Source organism: Maricaulis sp. B-26, from assembly GCF_056857855.1.
This window is the reverse complement of the sequence record NZ_JBSXNX010000021.1, coordinates 1-26258: the sequence shown is the minus strand read 5'-3', so window position 1 is coordinate 26258 and position 26258 is coordinate 1. Positions and strand designations below refer to the sequence as shown.

The following is a 26258-nucleotide window of genomic DNA, read 5'->3' as shown; positions in this document are numbered from 1 at the left end:
AGCGGGCCGATTTCAGCCCCCCAGCGCGCTCCCGCCGTCTGTCTTTCTTCTCCGGCCAGAAAGCCGGAACACCACTGGCCTCAGCGCTTCAGCGCCGCCAGCTGCTTCTCACACAGATCAGCAACACCGGCCTTGGCAAGTGCGAACAGCTCGTCGAAGGCCGTTTCCGGGATCGGACGGTCTTCCGCTGTCGCCTGGATTTCGACGATACCGCCTTTATCCGTCAGAACAAAGTTCGCATCGGCCCCGGCGTCGCGGTCTTCCTCGTATTCCAGGTCGAGACGGGTTTCCCCCTCGATCACGCCGCAGGAAATCGCCGCCAGCTGGCCGTGCACCGGATCATTCTCCAGCAGACCCTCTTCCATGAGATAGGCGGTCGCCTGTTTCAGCGCGACCCAGGCGCCGGTGATCGCCGCCGTCCGGGTACCGCCATCCGCCTGAATGACGTCGCAATCGATGGTAATCTGGCGTTCGCCGAGCGCCTTCAGATCGATCACGGCGCGCAGGGAACGCCCGATCAGGCGCTGGATTTCCTGGGTCCGGCCGGACTGTTTGCCCGCCGCCGCCTCGCGCCGGCCCCGCGTGTGCGTGGCGCGCGGCAGCATGCCGTATTCCGCCGTCACCCAGCCTTTGCCCCCACCGCGCAGCCAGGGCGGGACGGAATTCTCGATGCTCGCCGTGCAGAGCACGTGCGTGCCCCCGAAGCGCGCCATGCAGGAGCCTTCCGCATAGACCGACACCCCGGCCTCCAGGCTGATTTCACGCATCGCGTCGCGGGCACGTCCATGGGGTCTCATCGGCGGTCTCCTGATTTATGGTCCCGCCGCGTCTAGCCCTCCTCGCCGCCCGCTTCAAGGAGAAGCGGCGGCGAAACGGAATTGAACCCTCGGCACGCTGCGACTAATTGATGGGACATGTCCGAACCCAGCTCCATCTCCGGCCTCGCCGCGCTCGACGAACGCATGCGCACGATTTTCCGGGAAATCGTGGAGACCTATCTGCGCTCCGGCGAACCGGTCGGCTCGCGAACCCTGTCGCAGACCGGCAATCTCACCCTCTCGCCCGCCTCGATCCGCAATACGATGGCAGACCTGGCCGCGATGGGCCTGCTGACCGCCCCGCATTCCAGCGCCGGGCGCATGCCGACACATGCGGGCTTGCGCCTTTTCGTCGACGGCCTGCTGCAGATCGGCGAGCTGAGCGCGGACGAGCGCAAGGCGATCGAGGGCCAGGTCGGCGCTTCGGGGCGATCGACCCGGGATCTGCTCAACGAGGCCTCCAATCTGCTCGGCGGTCTGTCGGGCGGGGCCGGCCTGGTGCTCTCGCCCAAGCGCGAGGCGCCCTTGCGCCATGTCGAATTCGTCCCGCTCTCCGCCTCCGAGGCGCTGGCGGTGCTGGTCTTCGAGGACGGTTCGGTCGAGAACCGGCTCATGCGCGCGCCCGAAGGGCTTCCGCCGGCGGCGCTTGTCGAAGCCGGCAACTACCTGTCCACTCGCCTCAAGGGCCGCAGCCTCGGAGAGGCGCGTTCGGGCATCGAACAGGAAATCGCCGAGCGCAAGTCCCAGCTCGACCGGGCGGCCGAGGAACTCGTCCAGCAGGGGCTGGCCGACTGGGCGGGCGGTCGCGGCGACGACCGGGCCCTGATCGTACGCGGCCAGGCCCGCCTGCTGGAAAGCGTCGAGGCGGCGAGCGACCTCGAGCGCATTCGCATGCTGTTCGAGGATCTCGAACGCAAGGAAGAGCTGATCACCCTGCTCGACAAGGCGCACGACGCCGACGGGGTCCGCCTCTTCATCGGCGCGGAAAACCCCCTTTTCAGCCTGTCGGGTTCAAGCGTGATCGTGGCTCCCTATATGAACTCGGAACAGGAAATCATCGGCGCGCTGGGTGTAATTGGCCCGACGCGTTTGAACTATGCGCGTGTTATTCCCCTGGTGGACTACACGGCCCGCGTGGTCGGCCAGATTCTGGACGGCACGCGATCGCGAGAGTGAGACGGAATGAACGAGACCGAAAACAACCCGCAGACCGAAGCTGAAACCGAAGCTCCGGAGGGCGCTGCCGACACCGGTTCGGCCGAAGGGGCCGAGGCGCATCCGGCAGGCGAGGTGACGCCAGAGGAAACCATCGCCCAGCTGAACGGCGAACTCGACTCCATGCGCGACAAGCTGCTGCGCGCCCTGGCCGAGGCCGAGAATACGCGCCGCCGCTCGGAAAAAGAGGTGAAGGACACTCGCGACTACGCCGTGTCTTCCTTCGCCAAGGACATGCTGGACGTGGCCGACAATCTCTCCCGCGCCGTCGCCGCCGTCGAACAGTCGGCGATCGACGAGGCCTCCGATGCGATCAAGAATCTCGTGGAGGGCGTGGCCATGACCGAAAAAGCGCTGCTCTCCAAGATGGAGCGTCACGGCGTGAAGAAGGTCGACCCGCAGCCCGGCGAAGCCTTCGACCCGCACCGCCACCAGGCCGTCGCCCAGATCCCGTCCGACCAGCCGGCCGGCAAGATCGCCTCGGTCATGCAGACCGGATACGTGATCGGCGACCGCACCCTGCGCGCTGCCATGGTCGCCGTCTCCGCCGGTTCGCCGAGCGGCGGTGGTGAAGCTGGCGGCAGCACGGGCGGCAATGTCGATGTGAAGGCCTGACGGAGACCGTTCAGGCGGCAAGCGCGTCAGCGCTGCCGCCTGATCCGTTTCACGTGGAGCCTCTAGTCCGGCGCGTGTTCTGCCACTCTCGACTGAAAGTAGGGGTTTTCGGGTTGCAGCGAGAGAGCACGCCGCATGCTTGCAAGCGCCGCACTTGAATCGCCCAGCGCCAGCTGCGCATCCGCCAGGGAATCCCACGCATTGGCGGAGGCCGGATACATGCGCGTATTCAGTTCGAAGAGGATGCGGGCTTCACCGGGTGTCTCATCGAGCGCGTCATAACCCAGTGCATTGATGACCCCTTCAGCACCCCCGAAGCCAAAACGCGTATCGGGATCGTTTCTTTCCCGCTCGAACAACGCCGCAAGCGCTTGCGCTGACTGATCGTTCGAGGCGTATAGAAGACTGGCGATGTGCGGACGCGGCGCCTCGCCGGAGATCAGGGCATTCATGACCATGTCACTGACGTGAATGGTCAACGCACGATTGGCGACCTGGTCCGTGCACGCCATCACGCCGATCCCGGATTGCGGGGCGTAACGGATATTGGCGCGCGCACCACCGCCCCTGTGACCCAGGGTCATTTCTCCGGCTGTTTCCTCGACAATGACGCCCAGGCCGTATCCATCCTGGATATAGCGGGGATCGAAAAGCAGTTCGGCGAGAAACTCGCGATCAGCGACATGGCCGGCATTGAGCGCCAGAAAGATACGCGTCATGTCTGCAGGTGTGGTCCGGTATTCACCCGCCGATGTGATCATGGGCACCGTTTTCGTGCCGTCGGCGATCTCTCCGTGAAATGTGCGCTCCGCGCGGGCCGGTCCGGTCAGATGACGCGCCACGAGTTCCGGCCAGCTGGCGTCCAGCTGCTGCTCGGCGATCATCTCCGCGACCGCATAACCGCTTTGCTGATAGCGCGAATGCGCCCCCGGCTCATAGTCCAGCGGCAGGTCGCGTACGACCTCGTAGATCGCCGCATTTCCCGCTTCGGGATCTTGCGAGATTTCGCGGAATTCATCGCGATTGACGATCATCGCGATGCCGCTGGTGTGATTGTACAATCTCCAGAGCGGGATATCGGTCCAGTCTTCCGGACTGGCCGCCAGCAAACGGCCCAACGGGGCTTCGAGATCGACCTGTCCCTCCTCAACGAGCGAAGCGAGCGTCAGTGCGGTCAGGGCCTTGGTGGCGGAGTAGAGTGTACACGCGCTGTCCGCGCCAACCTCGACATTGTCGAACGTGCCGAATCCTTCAGCCATGATGACGTCCGAGCCGGAAACGGCCGCAACCGCCAGTCCCGACACGCCATAGGCGCGCCGCATCGTATCGATCTCGGCTGCCAGGTCGGACGTCTGGCCGAGCGCAGGACTGGCGAGGAGGCCAAAACCGCACAGACCGGCGACAAGGTATCTGTTCATGTAAATCCCCATGATTATTCAAGCGCGGACAATATCGGGAGCCCAGAACCGGACAAATGAAGTCTTTTTCATTACGTCAAATCAGCAGGATACCGCCAACGCAGACAGATTTCTTAATTCGGTTTCATTGCGGCTGCATTACGAGCGGTTTCATGTTCGGCATTGCGCCCGATCCGGGCCGGTCACCGGGGGAGCGCCCTGATTCCGTCCGTGCGTTCACACCGTCTCACATCAGCGCCATACAGGCGCGAGCCCCCTCGCCTTCAGGCTCACCCTCCGCCATCATGCGCCCAGCAAGCGGAGAGGATATACGCATGGGATTGCCACCATGGGCCATGCAGGCGATGAATTTGCTGACTCAGGTCTTCATCCTGGCGCTCGGCCTGCTCGTTTTCGTCGGGCTGATCTTTTATCTCGCGGACATCTCCCAGACGAAGGATGCGGTGCGCCGCAACTACCCTCTGGTCGGGCGTTTCCGAAATCTCTTCACGAAGCTGGGCGAGTTCTTCCGGCAATATTTCTTTGCCATGGACCGGGAGGAATTGCCCTTCAACCGGGCCGAGCGCGAATGGGTCTACCGGTCGGCGCGCGATGAAGGCGATACCATCCCCTTCGGCTCGACCAAACCGCTCGACAAGGTCGGTACGCCGATCTTCGTCAATTGCCCCTTTCCCCTGCTCGACGACGATGCCGCCGCCACACGCCCCCTGACTGTCGGGCCGCATTGCCCTCAGCCCTATGAGGCACCGTCCTTTTTCAATATTTCCGGCATGAGCTATGGCGCCCTGTCCAAACCCGCGGTCCGCGCGCTTTCGCGAGGCGCGGCAAAGGCCGGCATCTGGATGAATACGGGCGAGGGCGGTCTGTCGCCCATGCATCTGGAAGGCGGCTGCGACATCGTCTTCCAGATCGGCACCGCGAAATACGGCGTGCGCGACGAGAACGGCGCACTCAGCGACGACCGGCTGCGCGACCTGGCCGCCATCGACAAGGTGCGCATGTTCGAGCTGAAGCTCTCCCAGGGCGCCAAGCCCGGCAAGGGAGGCATACTGCCGGCGGAGAAAGTCACCCGCGACATCGCGAGAATTCGCGGCATTCCCGTGGGCAAGGCCTCGATCTCGCCCAACCGGCATCCCGAATTCGACGATATCGGCGGCCTGCTCGACATGATCGGTCATATCCGCGAGGTCACGGGCAAGCCGGTCGGCTTCAAGGCCTGTATCGGCGCCTATGGCTGGATCGAGGAGCTGTGCGAGGAAATCACGCGGCGTGGACCGGAGAGCGCGCCGGACTTTTTCACGATCGACAGCGGCGATGGCGGCACCGGCGCCGCGCCGATGGCGCTGATGGACAATGTCGGCCTTCCGATCCGCGAAAGCCTGCCCATCGCCGTGGAGATTCTCGATCGCTACGGGCTGCGCGGCCGGGTCCGCATCGTCGCCTCCGGCAAGCTGCTGACGCCCGGCGCCGTTGCCTGGGCCCTGGCGACAGGTGCCGATTTCGTCCAGTGCGGCCGCGGCTTCATGTTCGCGCTGGGCTGCATCCAGGCGCTCAAATGCAATCGCAATACCTGTCCGACCGGAGTCACCACGCACAACAAGCGCCTGCAGAGGGGGCTGGTGGTGCGCGAGAAGTCGGACATGGTCGCGCGCTATGCCGAACGCGTACGCCGGCATGTCGAGATTATCGCCCATTCCTGCGGCGTTGCCGAACCGCGGCGCCTGCGGCGCAAGCATGTCCGCATCGTGCAGGCACACGGCCGCTCCATTCCGATGACAGCGATGGATTTCATGCCGCCGGATGAAAGCGAGCGGAACCGCGCTCCGGACTAGCCCTCGCAACAGCGAGGTGCCGGGCCGTCAGTCCGGTCGCGCAGCCAGGCCGGGTCCGCTATAGGGCCGGATGCAGACGGTCATCCAGCCGCTATTGTCGCCCAGGGCGTGATCCGCGTCATTGATCCGGAAGGAGAGTTTGCGCGCAGTCGTCGCAAATCCCGGCACGGCACGCTGCTGGGGCACGAGCCCTTGATCGTCGCGAACCAGGAGCACGCCGAAATCGAAGCGGGCATCGAACTTGTACCGGTTGTGCCGTGCGAGGCGTTCGCGGGCCTCCCCGATATGACCGCGCCAGTCGACCGCCTCATAATTGCGATCGTCCACCGTCCAGGTACCGACCACGCTTCGGACCTCGACCGGCGAACCGTCCAGATTCACGCTCTGCCAGCCGCGCTCGGCATCGATCTCGAGGCATTGCGCCTGCGCAGATGCGGAAAACGGACCCGCCACGCACAGCGCCAGGACCGCAGCCGACACAATACATTTCATGAAATACCCCTGGAGACTCGAACAAGGCTGAACAGGAAACGGCGCCGCCAGGCCGTAGCCGACGGCGCCGCGAAGCTACCCCAAGCGGGTCAAGTTGCAAGACAAAAGCCTGCCACCCGCCCGGGTGCGGCAGACCCTGTTAGACGATTAACAGCTCCGGAACTGGCCGTTCCGCCAATAGGTGCAGCCGTCACGCTGGTCGAAATAGTATTCACGGCCTGCTGCCCGGTCGTAATAGAGCTGGGAATGATTGTTGTTGCTCTGATTCCAGCGGCAACCTCCTTCATAGCGGCAACCGGCATAGGCCCCGGCCGCACCACCGACCACGCCGCCGATGATGGCGCCGGTCTCCGCATCGCCGGACCCGGTGTTGTTACCGATGATCGCACCGGCTGCGGCGCCCATGGCAGCACCTGTGGCAGCGCCCTGTGTGGTCGCGCTACAGGCGGCAATGCCGAGCGCGGCAAGCGAAACAAGCAGATAATTGCGGATCATGGCGTGGTCTCTCCCTTACCGGACACACCGTCGCGAACGGACGGCGGTCCTGCGAAAATCTCCTCGCCCCCGCACGTATGATGACTCCGCTCCCGCAAGGGAGCAAGGCAAAGGAATAACGCGCACCCCGGTGATCGGCTCCGTCTTCCGGTCAGGGCAGATTGACCCGCCTGAGCGTCAGATTGATGCGTCCGCCCCCGGGAAACACATCCTGCGGCAGGAGGGTGGAAGTATCCGGATAGATCCGGTCGACGCCGTGATAGCAGCGCCGCGCCGCGCCGCCGAGCACCACGACATCGCCCGAGGAGACGATCATCGACGCCGTCTTGCCGCCCCGTTGCGGTCCGCCGATGCGAAAACGCGCCCTGTCCCCCAGCGAGACCGAGATCACCGCCGCATCCGTGGCCGCCTCGTCGAGGTCGACATGCATGCCCATCCGGCTGTCCGGGCCGTACCAGTTGACGAGACAGGCTTCCGGCGGCTCGGGATAGGCGGCGAAAGCCTCCCACAGATCGAGCAGGGCCGGCGGCATGTCCGGCCAGGGCGTGCCGGTTTCCGGATGCGCCGGCTCGTATCGATAGCCTTTCGCCTTGTCTGTGACCCATCCCAACGGACCGAAATTGGTCATCATCACCGAGAGCGGCTTTCCCGTCCGCGGCATGGAAGGCCGCCAGAACGGGGCGGTCCGCGTGGCGGCAACGACAGAGTCGATCAGCCCCTGCTGGGCCGCCCGGTCGAAATAGCCGGGCAGGAGGCGAAAGCCGTCCGGCATGGAAAAGGCCTGTGTCATAACCCGGCAAGATGAGGTGCACCGCCGCCCGTTTCCACCCGTTTCAGGACACGGACGGACAGATTCAGCAGGCCCGGCTCCGCAATCCCGGGTTTTCCGCATATCATATGCGTATCGCCCATATGCAGGAGAGCTGAGAGAGGCCTTGCACTCCTCCGCCCCTCTCCCTAAATCGCCTACCAGACGCGGGGTTATTGCCCCGCCTGATTTGAACCACGCCGGTGTCGGCACACCGGCCCTATCAATGACGATCCCGAAGGGGACGGAGAGCGGAATGCGCGGCGCTTGTCTTCAAGGTCAGCATTCGCAGCGCCGGTCCCGCTTGGAAAAACGGAGAGACGATCAATGAGCAAGGTCATCGGCATCGACCTGGGTACTACCAACTCCTGTGTGGCCGTTATGGAAAACGGACAGGCCAAGGTCATCGAGAATTCCGAGGGCGCCCGGACGACCCCGTCCGTCGTCGCTTTCACCGAGGACGGCGAGCGCCTCATCGGCCAGCCGGCCAAGCGCCAGGCGGTCACCAATCCGGACCACACCTATTTCGCGATCAAGCGCCTCATCGGCCGCACCATGGACGACCCGACCGTCAAGAAGGACGTCGACATGGTCCCCTACAAGATCGTGCCGTCGGACAATAACGACGCGTGGATCCAGGGCCGCGACAAGAAATATTCCCCGTCGGAAATCTCCGCCTTCACGCTTCAGAAAATGAAGGAAACGGCGGAATCCTATCTCGGCCAGAATGTCGAACAGGCCGTGATCACGGTTCCCGCCTATTTCGACGACGCCCAGCGCCAGGCCACCAAGGACGCCGGCAAGATCGCCGGCCTGGAAGTGCTGCGCATCATCAACGAGCCGACCGCGGCCGCTCTCGCCTACGGTCTCGACAAGGGCGAGAACAAGACGATCGCCGTGTTCGACCTCGGCGGCGGTACCTTCGACGTTTCCATCCTGGAGATCGGCGACGGCGTGTTCGAGGTGAAGGCCACCAATGGCGACACCTTCCTCGGCGGTGAAGACTTCGACCTGCGTATCGTCGAATACCTCGCGGACGAGTTCAAAAAGGAAAACGGCATCGACCTGAAGGCCGACAAGCTGGCTCTCCAGCGCCTGAAGGAAGAAGCCGAGAAGGCCAAGAAGGAACTCTCCTCGGCCACCTCCTACGAAGTGAACCTGCCCTTCATCACGGCTGATGCCTCGGGTCCGAAACACCTGAACATCAAGCTGTCGCGCGCCAAGCTGGAAGCCCTCGTCGAGGATCTGGTCAAGCGCACGCTGGAGCCGTGCAAGAAAGCCCTCAAGGATGCCGGCCTGTCCGCTTCCGACATTGACGACGTCGTCCTGGTCGGCGGCATGACCCGCATGCCGAAGGTGCAGGAAGCCGTGAAGGGCTTCTTCGGCAAGGATCCGCACAAGGGCGTGAACCCGGACGAGGTCGTCGCCATGGGCGCGGCCATCCAGGCCGGCGTCCTGCAAGGCGACGTCAAGGACGTGCTCCTGCTCGACGTGACCCCGCTCTCGCTGGGCATCGAGACGCTGGGCGGTGTCTTCACCCGCCTGATCGAGCGCAATACGACGATCCCGACCAAGAAGTCGCAGACCTTCTCGACCGCCGACGACAACCAGACGGCCGTGACCATCCGCGTCTCGCAGGGTGAGCGTGAAATGGCGGCGGACAACAAGCTGCTCGGCCAGTTCGACCTGGTCGGCATTCCGCCCGCTCCGCGCGGCCTGCCGCAGATCGAGGTCACCTTCGACATCGACGCCAACGGCATCGTCAACGTCTCCGCCAAGGACAAGGCGACCGGCAAGGAGCAGGCCATCCGCATCCAGGCCTCCGGCGGTCTGTCGGACGACGACATCGAACAAATGGTCAAGGACGCCGAGGCCAATGCCGAGGCGGACAAGAAGAAGAAAGAGCTGGTCGAGGCCAAGAATGGCGCCGAGGCCCTGCTCCACCAGACCGAGTCCCAGCTCGAGGAGTTCGGCGAGAAAGTGCCGGCTGCCGACAAGGAGGCCATCGAGGCCGCTCTTGCCGAGCTGAAAGAGGTCAAGGATGGCGAAGATCTCGAAGCCATCCAGCAGAAGACCCAGGCGCTGGTCCAGGCGGCCATGAAGCTCGGCGAGGCCGTCTATGCGGCCCAGCAATCCGAAGCGCCGGCCGAGGGCGGCGAAGACGCCACTGCGGAAAGCACCGATGACGACGTGGTCGACGCGGAATTCTCCGAGGTCGACGACGAGAACAAGAAAGACGCGTAAGGCGCGGATCCGGGGCGGCCCCAGGGCTGCCCCGGTCCGGCCCCGCGGCTTTCTCCGAGACCCATGTCCCGGCCCGATCCCATCTCAGCGCCCTTCGGCGCCTTCGCACTTTCGGCACCGGCCGAACGTTTGCGGCGCCTGCCGATGGCGCTTCCGGGTGACGCCCTGCGCCGGGGGGCGGAAAGCGTGGTCCGCCGCCTCCTGATGTCCGGCGGTCTTGATATCGCCGATGTCGAGGTCTTTCCCGGCCAGTTCGCCCGCGTGCACCTGCGCGACAATCGTTGCGAAAAGCGGGTTTTCGCCGGATCGAAGACCTGGGATCGCGAAGAACGCGCCACGATCCGCGATGCGATCGCTGCCCATGGCGACGACCGGCCCTTCGTCTTCGTCGATGCCGGTGCCAATGCCGGCCTCTACACGCTTTCGGTTCTCGCGGACGCGAAAGCGCTCGAACGCCCCCTGAAAGCGGTCGCCGTGGAACCGGATATCGAGAACCGCCGCCGCCTCGAATTCAATCTCGCAGCGTCCGGCGCGCAGGACGTCACGGTTCTGCCCTATGCGCTCGGCGCCGAAGAGGGCCAGGCGGAGCTGATCCAGTCGGCGACCAATCGCGGCGAGGTCCATATAGGCCAGGCCGAGGGCGAAACGGGCGAGACGATCAGACTACGCCCGCTCCGGGCCGCGCTGGAAGAGGCGGGCACGGACCGGGTCGACATCATGAAGATGGACATCGAGGGCTTCGAGGAAGTGGTGCTGGGTGCCTTTTTTGCCGGCGCGCCGCAAACCCTGTGGCCGGCGATGATCCTTCTGGAAACCCGGCACGAGGCGGCGATCACCGAAGGCGCCGCCGGATTGTGCCTGAAACACGGATACGAGGTAGCGCGCCAGACGCGACAGAACGCGGTGCTGGTCCTGCCGACAGGTGAAAAGTCATGAGCAAGCGCGATTTCTACGAGGTTCTCGGCGTCGAGAAGGGCGTCGACGAAAAGGCGCTGAAGAGCGCCTATCGCAAGCAGGCGATGAAATACCACCCGGACCGCAATCCCGGCGATGCCGAGGCCGAAGCGAAGTTCAAGGAAGTCGGCGAAGCCTATGCCGTGCTCTCCGACCCGGACAAGCGGGCCGCTTACGACCGTATGGGTCATGCCGCTTTCGAACAGGGCGGCGGTTTCGGCGGTGGCGGACAGGGCCCGTTCGGTGGCGCAGCCGGTGCAGCCGATTTTGCCGATATTTTCGAACAGGTGTTCGGCGACGCCTTCAATATGGGCGGTATGGGCGGACGCCGCGGCGGCGGTCGGTCCAGCGGTCCGGCACGGGGCGCAGACCTGCGCTTCGATCTCGAGATTTCCCTGGAAGACGCCTTCAACGGCAAGGACGCCACCATCACCGTGCCGACGGCGCTGCAATGCGAACGCTGCGACGGGCAGGGCAATGAACCGGGCACCGAGCTGGAAACATGCGGTACCTGCGGCGGCGCAGGCCGGATCCGCCGCTCCCAGGGCTTCTTCACCATGGAGCAGACCTGCCCGCAGTGCGGCGGCCGGGGTCAGTATGTGAAGACGCCTTGCCAGGATTGCGACGGCGTCGGCCGGGTCCGCAAGAACCGCACGCTCAACGTCACCGTTCCGGCGGGCGTCGAGGACGGCACCCGCATCCGCCTGGCCGGCGAAGGCGAGGCGGGCGCCCGCGGCGGACCGCGCGGCGATCTCTACATCTTCATCTCCGTGAAGCCGCACGAGATCTTCGAGCGCGACGGCCCCAATCTCTATTGCCGCACGCCGGCCTCCATGGTGCAGGCTGCGCTCGGCTGCACCATCCAGGTGCCCACGATCGAGGGCGGCAAGGCCGAGATGAAAATCGCCGAAGGCGCCCAGACCGGCCGTCGCATGCGTCTGCGCGGCAAGGGCATGCCCCGCCTGCGCGGCGGCCCGCGCGGCGACATGATCGTCGAGCTCTTCGTGGAGACTCCGCGCAATCTCTGCGACCGCCAGAAAGAGCTGCTGGCCGAGTTCTGCGAGCTCTCCGGCGAGGGTTGCAATCCGGACAGCGACGGCTTCTTCGACAAGGTCAAGCGCTTCTGGGACGACGTCACCACCGATGACGGCCGCCCGAACGCGAATTAGGATTCAGGCCTGATAGGGCCGCTTGAAGGTCAGGCGCGGCAAGCGCCCGGCCCGGGCGAGCTGCGCGATCTGACGGTCGATATCCTCGACCTTCCTGAATTTGGCCAGTCCATCGCCTGCCGCCGCTATTTTCTCGACGACTGGTTTGAAGCGGATATAGGCCGTATCGGCCTTGTCTGTGCCGCCTCCGGCCAGTCGGCGATAGAATGAGGGCGGCGCGTCTTCGCGGCTACTATCGCCCTTTTCGGCATTGACCGAACGCTTCGCGGCAGCGAGGAGCCCTGTCTGCCGCATCAGAATATCGAAAGTCTCCGGGTCGAAGCCCACCGCCAGAGCCAGGACGACCATGACAGAAAGGTATTCCGGCGTTTCATCGCCCTCACCCATGAAGAGGCCTGCCTCCTTCTGCATGCGCCGCGCCTTTTCGAACCGGTAGAGATTCATGAAGCGCTTGGTCGACCGGGGCGACTTGCCGACCAGGGGCGCCAACGCGCCGATGACGGCGACCTCCTCCGGCGTCAGGGCGACCGCCTCTCGCACGGACTCGATGGTTTCCCGCTCCTCCGGCTTCAACCGTATCCGGCCAAGCGCTGACGCAACCCCGTCCGTATCGGTCGCCTCGTCCGGGCTCTCGTCATGCTCGCCCTCACGGCTATCGGGCGTCTCCGGTTTCGAGCGTCTGTCACGCCAGCTTTGATAGGCTGCCTTTTCCTCGCGAGTCAGAAGGGAGGCGGTAAGACTGTGAAAACTCCCGCTCTCGCGCGTGTCGAGACGGCGAAGCCAATAGGGCAGCTGGAAAATCTTCTCGAGATAGTCTTCCGGACGTATTTCGTTCGAGCTGAGTTGAGCCGCGTATTGGCGCTCCAATGCCCCTTCCAGCCAGCGCGCATCCACGCCGACCACTACGACAAAGAGAGGCAGGGCCAAGAGAAGATGAACCGCTTCCAGCACCTTCACCACGGTCTCGTCGGGGCATCGATCCAGGTCGTCGATATAGAGCACGATCCTGTCGATAGCCGGCAACTCGTCCGATGGATCCGCATTCGCGCCTGTCTCGCGCCGCTCCGCCTGACGCACGAGGAGTTCGGACATCAGCTGGAAATCGTCGTGTAACTGGGAAACGAGGCCAAGATGCTTGCGATACCCGTCCTCTCCGGCCCGTTCCTCGATCAGACGAAGAAAGAGCTCGCCGGGACGCTCGCCCCGATGCAGGTCCGCAGCGCGTTCATACGCGTCCTGCTTTTCCTCGTAAGACAATCGCGCGGCGGTCTCGGCGCTTTCGGCGACCGCGAGCGCATCAGCAGCCGCCCGCTCTTCCGCCCGCGCCCGGCGCTCGGCCTCGCGTTTTTGCTCGACCGCCGCATCTCGCGCCTGACGCAATCGCCCGATATGTGCGTTGACCGTCTGGATATGCGGACCAAGCCAGCGTCCGGCACCGCCCGCAGCCCCGATCATCGCCGATAGCCAGGCCACGACATTCGCGATCTGGGGCGCGAACAGGTTGATCAGCAGGGCCAGGATGACACCGCCGCCCGCAATCCCGCCAAAAGTGACCAGGGCGCGCGTGACGACAGCGCGATCGGGCCGCTGCCCGCCCAGGGTCGCTGTCAGCAGATATCGCAGATGTCCGGCGAGGCCGCGGGATTCATCCGCCAGCTCGACCAGGGCCTCGACATCCGGAGCCGCATCGCCCAGCCCGAGCGCCTGCATGACAGGTTCGAGCGAGCGCACATCGAGCTCGATCGATTCCCATCCGACCGGCTGACGTGTCTTGGACAATTCCGCCTCGGCCTCGGCCCGCGCCTTGCGGCGCTGGCTGAGATTCTTCCGGGCCCGATTGGCTGCATGCCGGGCCTCATCGAGGTCCTGTCGGGCGGTCCGGGCCGCGTCCTCAGCCACGCCCAGCTTGCCGATCAGATTCTCGATCTGCTCGCGCCGGTAGGGCGGAATTGCGCCGTCTTCGGACGCTTCCGTGCTGGTCAGGAGTTCGCGGAATATCTGGGCTGCCAGGCTCGCCCAAAGATTGGCTTCTGCATAATGCCAGGCATTGAAGCGGATATGGGCGACGTTCTCGACGAAGGGCAGGAGGGATTCTTCCGTATATACAGGTACGAGATTGGGGTCGGCCCTGGCGGCTTCAACATGTCCGCGTATCGACTGCGCCCGGCTCGCATTTTCGTCGATGGCCCGCCGCAATATGTCCATGAAGGTCGACTTGCCCGACCCCCAATCGCCGAACAGGCCGATCGCCAATGGCGGGCCGGGTTCTTTCAACAAGATGAGATCGGCCATGGCCCGGGCATCGGCCACGACGCCCAGCGGATCGGATTGAAGCTCCCCCTTGTCGCCGACCCAGGGCTTGTCTCGGGAATAGCGTGGAACCGGGGCGCCTTGCGGCGTGACGATCAGCGGCGACCCATTACCGGCGACCGTCTGGAAGATCTGCCGCCAGGCATCCTCGTCCTCGCCCTCCCAGAGACTGTCGATGATTTGTGACTCGATCGCACTGGCGAAGAATTCCCAGGCCGGAGCATTCTGGTCACGCCTCGTCAAATCTGAAAAACCCTGCCAGGCAACAGGCTCCAGCAGAAACGCAGCGGCCAGATGGCGGGCGTCGATCCGTGGCTGGTTTGGCACGGTCTGTCCCCGAATGCGGTCCGCCGCCCGCAGGATGTCGACCGTCTCGGGTGTGAGATAGATCCGGGGCCGGACCGCTTCGAGCCGGTCGAGCTGAAGCTTCTTGCCCGCCGCACCCGCTGCTTCCAGCACTTCGAGTACTGCGTCCAGAACCCGCTCTTTGAACCCGCTCGGTACGCCTGTGTGAACAAAGGCCAACAGCGCGTCATACATATCGATATAGGGACCAATGGCCGTTCGGGACTTCTCCGTCGGACGACCGCAGAGCATCGCGGTCAGGACGTGCTCTGGTGAGACGGCGTGAACCTCTTTCTCCTCGCCACCTGCCAGAACATCGCGGCGCTGATGCCGCTCGGCAGCCAGGAATCCCGCCCTTTGCAGCCACACCCGCAGAGTTCCCGACAGGGCGAGACCGCGGCCCCGCTTCGCCCGGAGCAGATCGCCAAGGCAGATCGCGGCGTCGCCGGTATCGAACAGGCCGTCCCCGGCGGCGACGTCTGCCGGTTCCTCCGGTTCGTCGTCTGTTATCTCGCCCGCATCCGGCGCTGGTTCCATTCCGCGCGGCGCCTGCTTCAACACCTCGTCCGGCAGGCTCGCCTGGAGGAAGCTCCGGCATGTCTTGAGCGCATCGCCCGCCAGCTTGCCGGCGCGGGCCGCGCGGGCGTCGGTGTCATCATAGAGCGCTGCGCGAATGTCTTCGAGCGGCTTGCTCAAGGCCTCGACCCGGCTCCGGAATTCCGCCAGCGGCATCTCCGGAACCTGATGAGCCGAGTCCAATACCTCATGAACATATTTCATGGCAGCCGGGTCGAAACTGTCGGTCCGGTCCATCTTTCCCATCATGAGTTCGGACACGGCGCTATCGAGCGCCCCAAGCTGATCGGCGAGCCGGCTGCCCAGCGCGATCAGCGTTTCGGGCCAGTCCTGAACGATTGAAGCAACGCTCATGGATCACATCCTTTCGCTGCAGGGGTAAAATCGCGCCATCTGTGCGGGAAAGCAAGGCGCGGGCGTCGGGGCTGGATCGGCCCCGCCTTGGTGACAGGGGCGGCGGGGCGGATTAGGGTTCCGGGTCCGCAGGATAGGGAGCACGCCGTGACAAAAATTGTCAGGATCAGCGTTTTGGGGCCAACCGGCCGGCTGGGCGGTGCGATCTGCCGGGAGATCATCGATTCCGAGGGCGTCGAGCTGGCCGGAGCGCTGGTGCGGGCCTCCTCAGATGCCGTGGGCAAGGATATCGGCATTCTGGCCGGGCGCGATCCCGTCGGCGTAACGAGCGTATCCAGCCTGTCCGAAGCCGTCGAAAGCGCGGATATCGTCATCGATGCCAGCCTGCCCGACGCCACGGTCGAGGCCGCCGAATACCTTGCCGGCAAAGGCGGACCACCCCTGGTAACGGGCGTGACCGGCTTTTCCGAGGCGCAGGACGAGCGGCTGAATGCTGCGGCCCAGCGCCTGCCCCTGCTCTGGGCGGGAAACTTCTCGCTTGGCGTGGCAATGGCGGAGACGCTGGTCCGGCAAGCGGCTGCGCTTCCGGCCGACGTCTGGGATATCGAGATCGAGGAAGCGCATCATCGCATGAAGGCCGATGCGCCCTCCGGCACGGCGCTGATGCTGGCCCGGGCGGCTGCGGAAAAGCGCGGCCAGTCGCTGGGCGATGTCGCCGTCTGGGCCCGCGAAGGCCATACCGGGCCGCGCGAGGGCGGTTCGATCGGCTTTGCCGTGACACGAGGCGGCTCCATTATCGGCGATCACAGCGTTCGCTTTATTTCGGAAATGGAGGAAATCACCATTTCCCACAGGGCTTTCGACCGGGCCGTCTTCGCACGCGGCGCCCTGGCGGCGGCAATCTGGATGCATAATAACGGGCAAGGCCGGCCGGCCGGGATGCACAGCATGCATGACGTGGTCGGCGCGACATCGAGCTGACAATTGATGTCAGGACCGAGCCTCCGATTTCCCGACACATCCTGCCAAATATGCAATGTTGCACGTGAAACATTGATCGCCATGCGTGCTGGCAACACAGGACAGACGCGCTAACGGTCCATGCTTGCCTAAGACAGCGAACCCTGACACCTTCCGGACAGGCGACTTCCCAAGCGACGTCGCGACCTTCAGGAGGTGTCAGTGCGCCGCGCAGATCGTCTCATCCGCATCGTCCAGGCCCTGCGCGAAGCCGCGCCGGGTGCGGTCACGGCCCAGGAAATGGGCGACCGGTTCGACGTGTCCGAGCGCACCATCTATCGCGATATCGCCCATCTCATCGCCTCGGGCGCGCCGATCGACGGCGAAGCGGGCGTCGGCTATGTGCTGCGCCCCGGATTCGACCTGCCGCCCCTGACCTTCAGCTATGAACAACTCGACGCACTGGCGCTGGGCGCCCGTCTGGTGAAGGCGACCGCCGATCGCGATCTCGCCTCGGCCGCGGGCGAGGCGCTGGCCAAGATCGAGCATGCCCTGCCGGACACGCACCGCGAACGCCTGCGCTCCACGCCGCTCTTCGCGGCCTTTTTCGCGGAGACCGTGCGGCCGGAAGCCTTCGGCCCGGTCCGCAATGCCATCGCCAACCGCCGCAAGCTGCGTGTGGTCTACAAATCGCTTTCGGACGAGACCACGAAACGCATTTTGCGCCCGCTGGCGCTGACCTGTTTCGGCAATGTCTGGCTCTTGTCGGCCTGGTGCGAACTGCGCGACGACTTCCGCCATTTCCGCACCGACCGTATCGAACGCCTCACCGTGCTGGCGGAAAGTTTCGAGGACGAGCCCGGCAAGCGCTTCGAGGACATCCGGCAGGCGGGCTAAGCCGCCGGCAAGCCATTACCAGCTCCCCGTATTCTCCATCGAGGCCCACGGTTCTGCCGGCTCGAGCGGATCGCCGCGCTGCAGGAGTTCCACGGAAATCCCGTCCGGCGAGCGCACGAAGGCCATGTGTCCGTCGCGCGGCGGGCGGTTGATGAGATAGCCCATGCCGTCGAGATGGGCGCAGAGCGCGTAGATATCGGCGACGCGATAGGCGAGGTGGCCGAAATTTCGGCCGCCGGAATAGTCCTCCGGATCCCAGTTATGGGTCAGCTCCACACAGGGCAGTCCCTCGGGCAGCTTGCCGTCGGCCTCGGTCCAGCCGCTGGCCTCGATATCTTCCGGCGTGGCCAGGAAGATCAGGGTGAAGCGCCCCGGCTCGCTGTCGAAACGCTTGATTTCCTTCAGACCCAGCCCGTCGCAGAAAAAGCGCAGACTGTCGTCGACATCGCTGATGCGAAGCATGGTGTGGAGATAACGCAACGGCCTAGTCCTCTTTCGTCTCGGTCGGTTTCGAGGCGGCGGACCCGCCCGGGTTCGGCCGCGCCTTCACCGCCCATTTGGGGCGTTTGCGCGGAATGACAACATCGTCCAGCGGCTCGCCGCGGGCCCTGGCGAGCGCGTGATTGAAGGCTTCCGGCGCGCGGGCATGGTGGATACGGGCCACCACGGCGCCGGTCAGCGCCCAGATCGCGCACATGCCGAAAAAGATGTAGAACATCCACGGGTAATAGCCGACATCGTACCAGGGCCCGCCATCGAGCATCATGACGATGAAAGGCCACAGCCAGACCAGCGCGAAAGCGGCCGGCGGTGTCACCAGGATGGCAAGAAGCAGGGCCCCCGCGATATAGAGGGCCCAGCGCGGCTCATGCGCGCTCACATAGATGCGCTCGAAGGTCGCCGCGTCCACGCCCTTCACCGTCTTCGGCTTGCTCTCGCAACGCTCCGCATATTCGATCCGCGCATCCTCCATGAGGCGGCGGCGAGACGCGATCCAGCGGATGAAAAAGGCGGCCGCAGCGATCAGGGCGATGATGGCGGCATAGGCAAAGGGACTATCCATGTCCCGTGTTTTAACGCCTCACAGCCTCATAGGCGAGCATGGCACGCTTGCGGTCTACACCCCAGTGATAACCGGTCAGCTTGCCATTGCTGGCGAGCACGCGGTGACAGGGGATGAGCCAGGAGACGGGATTGGCGCCGACGGCCGCGCCGACCGCCCGAGAGGCCCTGGCGGTGCAGACCTGTTCGGCGATCGATTTGTAGGTCGTCGTCGCGCCCGGCGGAATGGCGAGCAGGGCGCGCCAGACCTGACGCTGCCAGGGCGTCCCGTAGAGAGCGAGCGGGATCGGACTGGTCTCTTCGGGCGAGAAGATGCGTTCCGCCCAGCGCCGGGCCTCGGCATCGTCGCGCGAATAGTCCGCCGCCGGATACCGCGCCTCGAGATCGCCGAAGCCACCCTCCACATCCGGATCGGCAAAGGCGAGAGCGGACAGGCCGCGCGGCGCGATCAGGAAGACGGCTTCGCCGAAGGGCGTCGGCGCCGCCCCCCAGACGAAGGACAGTCCCTTGCCCCGGCGCTTGGCATCGCCGGGCGTCACGGCTTCGTGGGCGATGAAGAGGTCGTGCAGACGTCCGGGCCCGGACAGGCCCGCCTCGAAACTCGCATCGAGCAGGCTCGCGCCGTCTTCGAGCGCCTCGCGCGCTGCGTCGTGAGCCAGCGTGCCGACATATTTCTTCGGACTGATTCCGACCCAGCGGGTGAAGACGCGCTGGAAATGGTGCGGCGACAGGCCTGCGGCCCCGGCCGCGGCTTCCAGATCGGGATGGTCGCGCCAATTGTCGCCGAGATAGGCGAGCGCATCGGCGATACGGTCATAATCGCGGCTGGACGCGTCGAGGTATTCGGTCGTTACGGTCATGCGGCGCAGTTTACGCCTCGCCGGCCGCGGCTCCACCCGGTTCTTGCGGTGCGCGCACCGAGCGGCGAGCCCGGTCGATCGCCGCCCCCAGCGCATCGGCAAACGCGCTGCGTTCGGGCGGGCTGAGGAAGCTTCCGAGCACCAGGGCGCGGCCATGTGCGCTCAGCGCCACTTGGGCGTGATGCGCTCCGGGATCTATGAGATCGAGCCGCACCCAGGCGGTGGGCAGCCGGTAGCGGCGGCGATGGCCGGTCGGCAATTGCCGCACCACCTCGATATCCCTCGCATCGACGCGTACCCATTCGCGCGCCCGTCCGTCTCGATAGGAAATGCGGAAGGCCAACCAGACCAGCAAGGCGTCGAGCCCGAAGAAGGGCGTCACGGGCCAGGCCCCGATGGTAATGAAGAGGATGCCGGCCGTGAAAGAGATGATCGCGATGGCGACCATCAGCGCGATATAGGCCGGATTGCGCAAAGAGCGATTGGGCGCGAGTTCCGCATCCATGAAGACGGGCCCGTCGTGACGGTTCACGCCCTCGGCTTCGGCCGGCCAGGTTTCCACGATCGGTCTCATATCTACCTAGATAGGGCGCGGACCCCAGAGGCGCAAAGTGGTCCGAAACGCGCGATCACAGGAAACGGGATGACAGGTCGCGCCGGCTCGGCTTATCTGCCGCCATGACCGATACGCCACCCAAATCCGCGAAGCCCGCCCCCGAACGTAGCGCCAAGCCCAAGGCCCGGAAGAAGCCCGCAAAACGCGGACCGCGCGGCCTCACCCGGGAACAGGCGCACGACCTCTTCGCGCGCCTGGCCCAGGACCGTCCGGCTCCGCGCACCGAGCTCAACTATACCAATCCCTATACGCTGGTTGTCGCGGTTGCCCTGTCCGCCCAGGCGACCGATGTCGGGGTGAACAAGGCCACCGAAAAACTGTTCGAGGAAGCCGATTCGCCGGAAAAAATGCTGACCCTCGGCGAGGATCATGTCCGAGACCGGATCAAGACGATCGGCCTCTTCCGCAACAAGGCGAAGAATGTGATCGCCATGTCGAAAATCCTCGTCGAACGGTATGGGGGCCAGGTCCCGTCCGACCGCGAGGCGCTGGAAACGCTTCCGGGCGTCGGCCGCAAGACCGCCAATGTCGTGCTTAACGAAGCCTTCGGCGTCCCCACCATCGCTGTCGACACCCACATCTTCCGCGTCGGCAACCGAACGGGCCTCGCGCCGGGAAAGACGCCCTTCGAGGTGGAGATGCGGCTCGAGAAGATCGTTCCGGAGGACTACAAGCAGGGCGCCCATCACTGGCTGATCCTGCACGGGCGCTATCTCTGCAAGGCCCGCAAACCGGAATGCTGGCGCTGCCCCATCGCCGACCTGTGCCGCTTCAAGGAAAAGACGCCGGCTCCCGCCAAGTAAGGCCTAGCCCAGCATCCCCTTGAGCGCGGTCGCAAAAACCCGGCCCATCTGCGGGCCCTGCTCCGGGTAGAGATAGGGTTCGATCAGCTCGCACTCGATCAGGGCGAGCTGGCCGTCCAGGCCGCGCAGCATGTCGACGCGGGCATAGAGGAGGTCGCCGGGGATGCAGTCGATGACCGACCGGGCCAGGGCGAGCTCGGCCTCGCTCGGCGTATGGACTTCTTCATGCCCGCCATATTCCGACTGGACTCTATAATCGCCGCTCGCCGGTATCTTCCTGGCACAATGGGAGAATTCGCGGCCGAAGAAGAGGAAGGCGTATTCGCCCTCCTCGGCAACGGCCGGCAGGAAGGGCTGGATCATGCATTCGGCCGGCGGCAGTTTGTGGGCCGGGGGCAGGGCTTCGCCGCGGCGCAAGCGCGCCTGGCGCCAGGCGCCGGCGCCCAGAACCGGCTTCACCACGATATCGTCCGTGCCCAGCGCGTCAAAGGCAGAGCGGAGCGTCGCGTCATCGGCATGATCGGCCCAGAGCGTCGGGATCATGGGCGCCCCGCGTTCGGCGAGATCCTTGAGATAGGTCTTGCGCGTATTCCAGCGCACAATGTCGAGCGGGTTGAGGAGATGGCTGTCCCAGTCGCACCGTTCCAGGACTTTGGCGAAGGCGTCCGGCTTTTCCATATAGTCCCAGCACGTGCCGATCACGACGGCGTCATAGTCCGCCGGATCGAAGTCCGGATCGTCCCAGATCCGCGTTTCCAGCCGCAGGCCCGCCGCACGGCAGGCCGGCTCCAGTGCGCCGATCTCCAGGTCGTATTCCCAGTAATCCTTGCGGACGTCGGGGTGGTCCCTGAGCATGCAGGACGCGCTCAGAAAGGCGATTGTGTGCGTGAACTCGGTCATGACCGGTCTGGTAGGCAAGGCCGGTCATGACGGCAAGCCTTGTTATCGAGACCCGCTGCGTTTAACCCTGCGCCCAGTTTTCGACCTACAGCCATTCACGAGATATCCCATGTCTGCTGCCCGTTACGACGTGCTCGCCGTCGGCAATGCCATCGTCGACGTCCTCTCCCCGGCGACCGATGACTTCCTGGCCTCCCAGGGCATCGCCAAGGATGCGATGACGCTCATCGACGAGGCGCGCGCCCACGAGCTCTACGATGCGATGCAGCCCGGCAAGGAAGCCTCGGGCGGCTCTGCGGCGAACACAGTTGCCGGTATCGCCTCTCTGGGCGGCAAGGCGGCCTATATCGGCAAGGTCGCGCAGGACCAGCTGGGCGAGATCTTCACCCACGACATCCGCACCATCGGCGTGCATTTCGACACGCCGGCACTGAAGGACGGCCCGGCCACGGCCCGCTGCCTGATCAATGTCACGCCGGACGCCGCGCGCTCCATGAGCACCTTCCTCGGCGCGGCCGCCCTGGTCACGGAAAAAGACGTCGAAGCCGGCGCCGACGCGCTCAAGGCTTCGGAAATCGTCTATCTCGAGGGCTATCTCTTCGACCGCGAGGAGGCCAAGCGGGCCTATGTCCACGCGGCCGAGATGGCGGCAGCCAACAACCGCCGCACGGCGCTGACCCTGTCCGACCTGTTCTGCGTGGAGCGTCACCGCGACGCCTTCCGCCACCTGGTGGCGAACCATATCGACATCCTGCTGGCCAATGAGGCCGAGATCACCGCGCTCTACGAGACCGGGGATTTCGACACCGCCATCGAGATGGCCCGCAAGGACGTCGCAATCGCCGCCGTGACGCGGTCGGAAAAGGGCGCGGTCATCGTCGCCGGAGAGCAGACGGTTGCGGTCGCGGCCGAGCCGGTCGGCCAGCTCGTCGACACGACCGGTGCGGGCGATCTCTTCGCCGCCGGTTTCCTGCTCGGCCTGGCCCAGGGCCGGCCGCTCGAGGAAGCGGGCAAAATGGGCGCGATTTCGGCCGCCGAAATCATCTCCCACTTCGGCGCTCGCCCCGAAAAGCCCCTGAAAACACTCGCCGAACAGTCCGGCATTGCCTTTGAATAAAGGCGAACCCGGGCGAACGCCAAAACATTAACGAAACAATTCCGGCGTTTTAACGACAATTCAAAAACTTGCTGCCAGTCTGCCCCATGAGTACGGGCGGGTTTCGTTACCTGCCCGGTGTTTGGTGGAGTAGTCGCGACCCGTCCCGGGTTGCGAGCAGGGGTAAACATGGCGCCCATCCGCAAAGCGGTGTCGCGGGTAATGCGGTCTCTGGTGATGAAGTTCACGCTTCTCACCGGCGCGCTCATTTTCGCGACCACTCTCATGCTGATGATGCTGGAAAACATCTCGGCACAGAGAGAAACCCGCAATCTGCTGATCGAACGGTCGACCGCCCAGCTGCAAAGCTCGGCGACCCGGCTTGCGACCGCAGCGTCCAACAACGACTCCACCTATATAGACAGCTATCTCGAGGAATTGCTGGCCAATATCGGTGCCAGCGAGATGTACGTCATCAACAATCGCCGCGAAGTGCTCGGCGAGGCCTATTCCGACGACCGTAACGAAGGCCAGCTGCGCGCCGCCGATCTCGCCGTGATGTCGCTCGGCGCCGGCGATCTGCGCTATTCCCTGGATGATGGATCGCTCCAGGTCGCGGCCCCGGTCTACACGGAATCACGGCGCCTGGTCGGCGTGATCTATTCGCGCCAGCAACTCGTCGAGCTCGCCAGTTCGCGCAATGCGGCCATCCGCCGCCAGACCCTGATCGCCCTGTTCGCGCTCGGTATTTTCCTGCCGCTGGCTGCGCTCGCCGTCGGCCGTGCCCTGCGTCCGGTACAGACTCTTACCGATGCGGCCCGCCTCGCATCATCCAAGAATCTCGACATGCGCATCGATGTGAAGACCGGCGACGAACTCGAAGTGCTCGCCAATGCCTTCAATCGCATGTTCGCCCGTCTCGACGGCAATCTGAAACGCATTCACCGTCTTGCCTATGTGGACCTCGTGACGGAACTTCCCAATCGCGAGCGTTTCCGCAAGGAGACCGAACGGGTTGCGCGCAAGGCGCTGGAGGACGGCACGTCGGGTGCGGTCCTCTTCCTCGACCTGGACCGCTTCAAGCGCGTCAATGACAGTCTCGGCATCGGCGAGGGCGACCGCCTGCTGGAAATGGTCGGCCGCCGTCTTACCGAAGTGACCCGTGGCTGCGACCTCGCGGCGGGCAATCTCGAGCACTCCATGGTGGCCCGTCTCGGGGGCGACGAATTCACCGTGCTGCTGCCGCATGTCGAGGACAGCGCCGACGCGGCCCGTGTCGCGAACAAGCTGGTCGACGCCATCCGCCTGCCTTTCGAAATCTCCGGCCACCAGGTCTTCCTGGGCGTATCCGTCGGCGTCGCCGTCTTCCCGCAGGACGGCGCGGATCCGGAAACCCTGATGCGCCATGCCGATCTCGCCATGGCTCACGCCAAGCGGGCCGGCGGCTCGGCAGCGCAATTCTTCGAACCGACCATGAACCAGTCCGCCTTCGAGCGCCTGGTCCTGGAGAACGAGCTGCGCGATGCGGTGCAGAAGGACCAGCTGGTCGTCTACTTCCAGCCCAAGGTGAAGATGCAGGATGGCGGCGTTGCCGGTGCCGAAGCACTGGTGCGCTGGCAGCACCCGACCGCAGGCCTGCTCGCGCCGGGCGCCTTCATCGAGGCCGCCGAAGAGTGCGGCCTGATCGGCGAGATCGGCGACTGGGTGCTGCGCAAGGCCTGCCGCCAGGCTGCCGAATGGCGCCGCCAGGGCCTGGAAATTCCGGTCGCCGTGAACGTCTCGGCCATGCAGTTCGATCGCGACGGCTTCTCCGACAGCGTGCTCGACGCGCTCGAGGAAGCCGAGCTCCCGCCGCACCTGCTGGAGCTGGAACTCACCGAGTCCATCGCGATGGAAAACCCGGAGCGGGTCATCGAACAGGTCCAGCCATTGCGCGATCGTGGCGTCAGCTTCGCCATCGACGATTTCGGCACCGGCCATTCCTCGCTGTCCTATCTGACACGCATGCCGTTCGACGTGTTCAAGATCGACCAGAGCTTCGTGCGCGACATGACCACGGACGAGCACGCCAAGATCGTCGTCGAGACCATTCTGGCCATGGCCAAGTCGCTGAAGCTGGAAACCGTCGCCGAAGGCGTGGAGACCGCCGAGCAGATGAACATGCTGCGCAAACAGGGGGCGACCCTGGCCCAGGGCTTCCTCTTCGGCCGCCCGATGCATGCGACGGATTTCATCGAATACGCCACCGAGAGCCAGGCCGACCGCGCCGTCGGCGAATAGATCGCCGCTCATCCGGGCGCAGCGATATGGCTTTGAAGGCTTGATCCCGGCGCCCGGACCCGCCACATCCTGATGCCGGTCCCGCCCTGGGCCGAGCGAAGGGAGAGCGCGATGAGCCAGACCACCCCGTCACCTACCGATGCCACCGCCTGGCGCGGAACGACCATCATCGCCGTGCGCAAGGAAGGACGCCTCGTCGTCGCCGGCGACGGACAGGTCTCGATCGGACCGACGGTGATGAAAGGCAATGCCAAAAAGGTCCGCCGTCTGGCCGACGGCAATGTCGTGGCAGGATTTGCGGGTTCCACCGCGGACGCCTTTGCCCTCTTCGAGCGTCTCGAGGCCAAGCTGGAACAATACCCCTCGCAGCTGGCCCGGGCCTGCGTCGAACTTGCCAAGGACTGGCGCACGGACCGCTATCTGCGCCGCCTTGAAGCCATGCTCATCGTCGGCGACGCCGACGCGACCTATCTCCTCACCGGAGCCGGCGACGTGCTGGAGCCGGAAGACGGCGTCGTCGCGGTCGGCTCCGGCGGCAATTTCGCCCTGTCCGCTGCCCGCGCGCTCTTCGAATACGAAGCCGACCCGGAAGTCATCGCCCGCAAGGCCATGGCCATCGCGGCGCGCATCTGCGTCTACACGAACGAGAACCTGACGGTGGAAACGCTGGGCAGCTAGGCCCAGGCGGTCCTGTTCGGCGCAGAATTCCCGGTCCGAGCCTTCCGGCGGATTGCCCCAGATACAATCCTCCTCTTCCTCGGTGGGCTCATCCGGCGTCTCCGGTTCGGCCGGTCCGGGTTCATAGGGCGGGATGGCGGCAGCACGCCTTATCCCTTTCAGCGTCATCCCACGGTGGCCGCGCAGCGGTCATCCGGGGGACCTCAACTCTCCTGTCTGCCTGAGTGACGAGGCCCCCGGACAAGCCGGGTGATGAGGGTGTTTGGAGGCTGCAGAAGAGATTTATCCCCACCCTTCAAGGCCGAGCCATAATCACCCCGTTCTCGCACCGCTCGAGGCCCGGCCTGGTTCGCCGGGGGTGTGGGGAGTACGGAGCCTGCCCGTCCCTGCTGACTGACCAAAGCAGGGCCCGGTGGTGGCCATCGGTAAGGAGAGGCAGCAAAAGCGCTGACTGTCTGTCC

23 protein-coding genes are annotated in these 26258 nt (G+C 64.9%); 12 read left to right on the top strand and 11 right to left on the bottom strand.

Features of this window, described 5'->3' with window-relative positions; genetic code table 11:
- Nucleotides 1-80 precede the first annotated feature (80 nt).
- Nucleotides 81-797 carry a ribonuclease PH gene (gene rph / locus AC13HB_RS07900; RefSeq protein WP_482949204.1) on the bottom strand — a complete coding sequence of 239 codons (717 nt, stop codon included), beginning with the start codon at nucleotides 795-797 and terminating at the stop codon, nucleotides 81-83.
- Nucleotides 798-914: 117 nt separating this feature from the next.
- Between rph and hrcA the strand changes: the two genes are divergently transcribed.
- Complete coding sequence (gene hrcA / locus AC13HB_RS07895) at nucleotides 915-1994, top strand: heat-inducible transcriptional repressor HrcA (RefSeq protein ID WP_482949203.1); 1080 nt, start codon at nucleotides 915-917, stop codon at nucleotides 1992-1994.
- Between the two features lie 6 nt (nucleotides 1995-2000).
- Nucleotides 2001-2648, top strand: coding sequence for a nucleotide exchange factor GrpE (grpE, locus tag AC13HB_RS07890; RefSeq protein WP_482949202.1), 648 nt, complete (start codon nucleotides 2001-2003; stop codon nucleotides 2646-2648).
- 62 nt (nucleotides 2649-2710) lie between these two features.
- On the opposite strand, the gene AC13HB_RS07885 is transcribed toward grpE, so the two are convergent.
- Nucleotides 2711-4066, bottom strand: coding sequence for a serine hydrolase domain-containing protein (locus AC13HB_RS07885; RefSeq protein WP_482949201.1), 1356 nt, complete (start codon nucleotides 4064-4066; stop codon nucleotides 2711-2713).
- Between the two features lie 314 nt (nucleotides 4067-4380).
- Between AC13HB_RS07885 and AC13HB_RS07880 the strand changes: the two genes are divergently transcribed.
- Nucleotides 4381-5898: an FMN-binding glutamate synthase family protein gene (locus AC13HB_RS07880; protein ID WP_482949200.1), complete on the top strand. Its 1518-nt coding sequence runs from the start codon at nucleotides 4381-4383 to the stop codon at nucleotides 5896-5898.
- Between the two features lie 27 nt (nucleotides 5899-5925).
- Here the strand turns inward: AC13HB_RS07880 and AC13HB_RS07875 are convergent, their stop codons facing one another.
- The 3 genes from AC13HB_RS07875 to AC13HB_RS07865 form a co-directional block, all read right to left on the bottom strand.
- Nucleotides 5926-6390: a hypothetical protein gene (locus AC13HB_RS07875; protein ID WP_482949199.1), complete on the bottom strand. Its 465-nt coding sequence runs from the start codon at nucleotides 6388-6390 to the stop codon at nucleotides 5926-5928.
- A gap of 147 nt (nucleotides 6391-6537) precedes the next feature.
- Nucleotides 6538-6885 carry a hypothetical protein gene (locus AC13HB_RS07870; RefSeq protein WP_482949198.1) on the bottom strand — a complete coding sequence of 116 codons (348 nt, stop codon included), beginning with the start codon at nucleotides 6883-6885 and terminating at the stop codon, nucleotides 6538-6540.
- 151 nt (nucleotides 6886-7036) lie between these two features.
- Nucleotides 7037-7657 (bottom strand): alpha-ketoglutarate-dependent dioxygenase AlkB, encoded by a 621-nt coding sequence (locus tag AC13HB_RS07865; RefSeq protein WP_482949197.1) that lies wholly within the window; start codon nucleotides 7655-7657, stop codon nucleotides 7037-7039.
- Nucleotides 7658-8020: 363 nt separating this feature from the next.
- On the opposite strand from AC13HB_RS07865, the gene dnaK reads away from it, so the two are divergent.
- The 3 genes from dnaK to dnaJ all read left to right on the top strand — a co-directional run bounded on the left by dnaK (nucleotide 8021) and on the right by dnaJ (nucleotide 12060).
- Complete coding sequence (gene dnaK, locus AC13HB_RS07860) at nucleotides 8021-9937, top strand: molecular chaperone DnaK (RefSeq protein ID WP_482949196.1); 1917 nt, start codon at nucleotides 8021-8023, stop codon at nucleotides 9935-9937.
- A 63-nt stretch (nucleotides 9938-10000) separates the two neighbouring features.
- Complete coding sequence (locus AC13HB_RS07855) at nucleotides 10001-10873, top strand: FkbM family methyltransferase (RefSeq protein WP_482949195.1); 873 nt, start codon at nucleotides 10001-10003, stop codon at nucleotides 10871-10873.
- Entirely contained in the window at nucleotides 10870-12060 is a 1191-nt protein-coding gene (gene dnaJ, locus AC13HB_RS07850; RefSeq protein WP_482949194.1) for a molecular chaperone DnaJ, read from the top strand. Before AC13HB_RS07855 ends, dnaJ begins: the two co-directional genes overlap by 4 nt.
- 3 nt (nucleotides 12061-12063) lie before the next feature.
- Here dnaJ and AC13HB_RS07845 read toward each other — a convergent pair whose 3' ends face one another.
- A complete protein-coding gene (locus tag AC13HB_RS07845; RefSeq protein WP_482949193.1) occupies nucleotides 12064-15645 on the bottom strand; it encodes a P-loop NTPase fold protein in 3582 nt (1193 codons plus the stop codon).
- A 147-nt stretch (nucleotides 15646-15792) separates the two neighbouring features.
- On the opposite strand from AC13HB_RS07845, the gene dapB reads away from it, so the two are divergent.
- Together dapB and AC13HB_RS07835 are read left to right on the top strand one after the other, a co-directional pair.
- Nucleotides 15793-16626, top strand: coding sequence for a 4-hydroxy-tetrahydrodipicolinate reductase (gene dapB / locus AC13HB_RS07840; RefSeq protein WP_482949192.1), 834 nt, complete (start codon nucleotides 15793-15795; stop codon nucleotides 16624-16626).
- Nucleotides 16627-16827: 201 nt separating this feature from the next.
- Nucleotides 16828-17502 carry a helix-turn-helix transcriptional regulator gene (locus tag AC13HB_RS07835; protein ID WP_482949191.1) on the top strand — a complete coding sequence of 225 codons (675 nt, stop codon included), beginning with the start codon at nucleotides 16828-16830 and terminating at the stop codon, nucleotides 17500-17502.
- 15 nt (nucleotides 17503-17517) lie between these two features.
- Here the strand turns inward: AC13HB_RS07835 and AC13HB_RS07830 are convergent, their stop codons facing one another.
- Genes AC13HB_RS07830 through AC13HB_RS07815 form a run of 4 tightly spaced genes read right to left on the bottom strand, consistent with a single transcriptional unit; the run spans nucleotide 17518 to nucleotide 19986 of the window.
- Entirely contained in the window at nucleotides 17518-17982 is a 465-nt protein-coding gene (locus AC13HB_RS07830) for a VOC family protein (protein ID WP_482949190.1), read from the bottom strand.
- A gap of 4 nt (nucleotides 17983-17986) precedes the next feature.
- Nucleotides 17987-18565 (bottom strand): hypothetical protein, encoded by a 579-nt coding sequence (locus AC13HB_RS07825; protein ID WP_482949189.1) that lies wholly within the window; start codon nucleotides 18563-18565, stop codon nucleotides 17987-17989.
- A gap of 10 nt (nucleotides 18566-18575) precedes the next feature.
- Nucleotides 18576-19424: a methylated-DNA--[protein]-cysteine S-methyltransferase gene (locus AC13HB_RS07820; RefSeq protein ID WP_482949188.1), complete on the bottom strand. Its 849-nt coding sequence runs from the start codon at nucleotides 19422-19424 to the stop codon at nucleotides 18576-18578.
- Between the two features lie 10 nt (nucleotides 19425-19434).
- A complete protein-coding gene (locus tag AC13HB_RS07815) occupies nucleotides 19435-19986 on the bottom strand; it encodes a DUF2244 domain-containing protein (protein ID WP_482949187.1) in 552 nt (183 codons plus the stop codon).
- Nucleotides 19987-20102: 116 nt separating this feature from the next.
- Here AC13HB_RS07815 and nth point away from each other — a divergent pair, with 116 nt between their 5' ends.
- Entirely contained in the window at nucleotides 20103-20843 is a 741-nt protein-coding gene (gene nth / locus AC13HB_RS07810; protein WP_482949186.1) for an endonuclease III, read from the top strand.
- Between the two features lie 3 nt (nucleotides 20844-20846).
- Here nth and AC13HB_RS07805 read toward each other — a convergent pair whose 3' ends face one another.
- Nucleotides 20847-21743, bottom strand: a complete 897-nt coding sequence (locus tag AC13HB_RS07805; RefSeq protein WP_482949185.1) for an ATP-grasp domain-containing protein — start codon at nucleotides 21741-21743, stop codon at nucleotides 20847-20849.
- A gap of 109 nt (nucleotides 21744-21852) precedes the next feature.
- Here AC13HB_RS07805 and AC13HB_RS07800 point away from each other — a divergent pair, with 109 nt between their 5' ends.
- The 3 genes from AC13HB_RS07800 (at nucleotide 21853) to hslV (ending at nucleotide 25797) form a co-directional block, all read left to right on the top strand.
- The gene (locus AC13HB_RS07800; RefSeq protein ID WP_482949184.1) at nucleotides 21853-22860 is read left to right on the top strand and encodes an adenosine kinase; all 1008 of its coding nucleotides are present in this window, start codon (nucleotides 21853-21855) and stop codon (nucleotides 22858-22860) included.
- Between the two features lie 216 nt (nucleotides 22861-23076).
- Nucleotides 23077-25119: a putative bifunctional diguanylate cyclase/phosphodiesterase gene (locus AC13HB_RS07795; RefSeq protein WP_482949183.1), complete on the top strand. Its 2043-nt coding sequence runs from the start codon at nucleotides 23077-23079 to the stop codon at nucleotides 25117-25119.
- A 111-nt stretch (nucleotides 25120-25230) separates the two neighbouring features.
- The gene (gene hslV / locus AC13HB_RS07790) at nucleotides 25231-25797 is read left to right on the top strand and encodes an ATP-dependent protease subunit HslV (protein WP_482949182.1); all 567 of its coding nucleotides are present in this window, start codon (nucleotides 25231-25233) and stop codon (nucleotides 25795-25797) included.
- Nucleotides 25798-26258: the final 461 nt, after the last annotated feature.

Excerpts from the sequence above, each read along its gene's own strand:
- rph (WP_482949204.1), bottom strand. The coding sequence starts at position 797 with ATGAGACCCCATGGACGTGCCCGCGACGCGATGCGTGAAATCAGCCTG.
- hrcA (WP_482949203.1), top strand. The coding sequence starts at position 915 with ATGTCCGAACCCAGCTCCATCTCCGGCCTCGCCGCGCTCGACGAACGC.
- grpE (WP_482949202.1), top strand. The coding sequence starts at position 2,001 with ATGAACGAGACCGAAAACAACCCGCAGACCGAAGCTGAAACCGAAGCT.
- AC13HB_RS07885 (WP_482949201.1), bottom strand. The coding sequence starts at position 4,066 with ATGAACAGATACCTTGTCGCCGGTCTGTGCGGTTTTGGCCTCCTCGCC.
- AC13HB_RS07880 (WP_482949200.1), top strand. The coding sequence starts at position 4,381 with ATGGGATTGCCACCATGGGCCATGCAGGCGATGAATTTGCTGACTCAG.
- AC13HB_RS07875 (WP_482949199.1), bottom strand. The coding sequence starts at position 6,390 with ATGAAATGTATTGTGTCGGCTGCGGTCCTGGCGCTGTGCGTGGCGGGT.
- AC13HB_RS07870 (WP_482949198.1), bottom strand. The coding sequence starts at position 6,885 with ATGATCCGCAATTATCTGCTTGTTTCGCTTGCCGCGCTCGGCATTGCC.
- AC13HB_RS07865 (WP_482949197.1), bottom strand. The coding sequence starts at position 7,657 with ATGCCGGACGGCTTTCGCCTCCTGCCCGGCTATTTCGACCGGGCGGCC.
- dnaK (WP_482949196.1), top strand. The coding sequence starts at position 8,021 with ATGAGCAAGGTCATCGGCATCGACCTGGGTACTACCAACTCCTGTGTG.
- AC13HB_RS07855 (WP_482949195.1), top strand. The coding sequence starts at position 10,001 with ATGTCCCGGCCCGATCCCATCTCAGCGCCCTTCGGCGCCTTCGCACTT.
- dnaJ (WP_482949194.1), top strand. The coding sequence starts at position 10,870 with ATGAGCAAGCGCGATTTCTACGAGGTTCTCGGCGTCGAGAAGGGCGTC.
- AC13HB_RS07845 (WP_482949193.1), bottom strand. The coding sequence starts at position 15,645 with ATGAGCGTTGCTTCAATCGTTCAGGACTGGCCCGAAACGCTGATCGCG.
- AC13HB_RS07825 (WP_482949189.1), bottom strand. The coding sequence starts at position 18,565 with ATGGATAGTCCCTTTGCCTATGCCGCCATCATCGCCCTGATCGCTGCG.
- AC13HB_RS07820 (WP_482949188.1), bottom strand. The coding sequence starts at position 19,424 with ATGACCGTAACGACCGAATACCTCGACGCGTCCAGCCGCGATTATGAC.
- nth (WP_482949186.1), top strand. The coding sequence starts at position 20,103 with ATGACCGATACGCCACCCAAATCCGCGAAGCCCGCCCCCGAACGTAGC.
- AC13HB_RS07805 (WP_482949185.1), bottom strand. The coding sequence starts at position 21,743 with ATGACCGAGTTCACGCACACAATCGCCTTTCTGAGCGCGTCCTGCATG.
- AC13HB_RS07800 (WP_482949184.1), top strand. The coding sequence starts at position 21,853 with ATGTCTGCTGCCCGTTACGACGTGCTCGCCGTCGGCAATGCCATCGTC.
- AC13HB_RS07795 (WP_482949183.1), top strand. The coding sequence starts at position 23,077 with ATGAAGTTCACGCTTCTCACCGGCGCGCTCATTTTCGCGACCACTCTC.
- hslV (WP_482949182.1), top strand. The coding sequence starts at position 25,231 with ATGAGCCAGACCACCCCGTCACCTACCGATGCCACCGCCTGGCGCGGA.